This window comes from Frankia sp. AgKG'84/4 (assembly GCF_023242965.2).
Classification (GTDB): Bacteria; Actinomycetota; Actinomycetes; order Frankiales; family Frankiaceae; genus Frankia.
On record NZ_JALKFU020001068.1, the window covers coordinates 1 to 1,524 of the forward strand.

The 1,524-nt window shown below is 74.8% G+C and carries 1 protein-coding gene and 1 pseudogene; one reads left to right on the forward strand and one right to left on the reverse strand.

Translation table 11 applies throughout. The annotated features are described in order from the left end of the window. Positions 1-246 (forward strand): annotated as a pseudogene (locus MXD58_RS27330) (geranylgeranyl reductase family protein); the annotation flags it as partial. Between the two features lie 69 nt (positions 247-315). Here the strand turns inward: MXD58_RS27330 and MXD58_RS27335 are convergent. Continuing rightward, positions 316-1,524: nucleotide-binding protein (locus tag MXD58_RS27335; protein ID WP_250610889.1), on the reverse strand; the 1,209-nt coding region annotated here is incomplete at its 5' end.

Genomic DNA, 1,524 nt, shown 5'->3' on the forward strand with positions numbered 1-1,524 from the left:
GGCCTGCAGGGGACGGCGGCGCTCGCCGCCTACCAGGGGCGGATCGAGGCCGTCCTCGGCCCGGAGATCGCCGCCGGCCGTGAGGTCCTCGGCGCGTTCACCCGTCGGCCGGCGGTGATGCACGCGCTGCTGTCCAGCCCCGGCACGTTCGGCCTGTTCACCCGGCTCATCGAGGGCCGCACCACGGTGGCCCGCCAGCTGCGGCGACCCGGCGTGCGCGCGGCGGTGACGGCGCTGGCCCGCTGATCACCCCCGCCCGCCGAGCGATCAGACCCACTGAGCGGATCTGGGCCCGCCGGCCGGCCCGGGTGGGGGTCAGCGCGGCTGGTCGCCGCGTTCCTGGCCGAACCGCTCCCCGACGGCCCCGGCGATCTCCCGGTAGGCGTCCCGGGTCTCCCGCCTGAGGTCCGACAGCACGATCCGGCCGCCGTCGGCCAGGTGCGGGTCGTACGGCACGCGAACCACCCGCCGGGTGCGGGCCTCGAAGTGGCCGGCGAGCGTGTCGACCTCGGCCCGTTCCACCTGCGCGGGGAACATCGAGATCACCGCGACGGACTCGCGGACCAGATCGGCGTAGCCATGAGCGTCCAGCCAGTCCAGGGTCGCGCGCGCGCTGGATCCGCCGTCCTCGGTCGCGCTGCTGACGATCACGAGGGTGTCGGCGGTCTCCAGCACGCCGTGCATCGCGCTGCGCCGGATCCCGGTGCCGCAGTCGGTCAACAGGATCGAGTAGTGCCGCTGGAGAAGATCGTCCACGGCGCGGTACTCGGCGTCACCGAACGAGTCGGACAGCTCCGGGTCGTTCGCTGAGGCCAGCACCTCCAGGCGCGAGTCGGCCTGGGACAGGTACTTGCGTACGTCCACGTAGCGATGCAGCCGGGGCGCGTCCTCCAGCAACTCCCGCACGGTGTGGGCGGACGTGCGGGGCACCTTGGAGCCCAGGGTGCCGCGGTCCGGATTCGCGTCGATCGCGACGACGCGGTCACCGCGCAGGCTCGCCAGCGTCGAACCGATCGCGACGGTGGTCGTGGTCTTGCCGACGCCGCCCTTGAGCGACATCACCGCGATCCGGTGGCAGTCCAGCAGTGGGGTGCGGATCCGGGCGACCAGCCGCTGGTCACGGACCTCGTCCGGGGACGGCCCGGGGTTCACCGCACCGGCGGACACCTGGTAGACGAGCTTGCGCCAGCCACGCGACGACGTCTGCGGCGGTGGCGGCAACAGGGCGCTGGTGAGCAGGCCCGCGCGGGGATCACGCTGGTCCCGGCCTGGGGCCGGGGGCCGCGAACCGGTGTCGCCCGCTCCCGGAGCGTAGGAACCCGGTTCTGCGAGCCCGTACCGGGCGGTTGGTTCGACGAGGTCATCGTCCTGCCGGTAGAGGCCGGCCGGTGGCTGGCGGTACTCCCCGTGGTCGTCCGCGGCGGGCCGGTCGTCGGGGTAGGGCGAGTAGCCCGGGGCCGGGCCGCCGGGCCACGGGGCGTGTCCCGGCCGCCGCCCGCGGGTCTGCCCCGCCCGGCCGGCGGC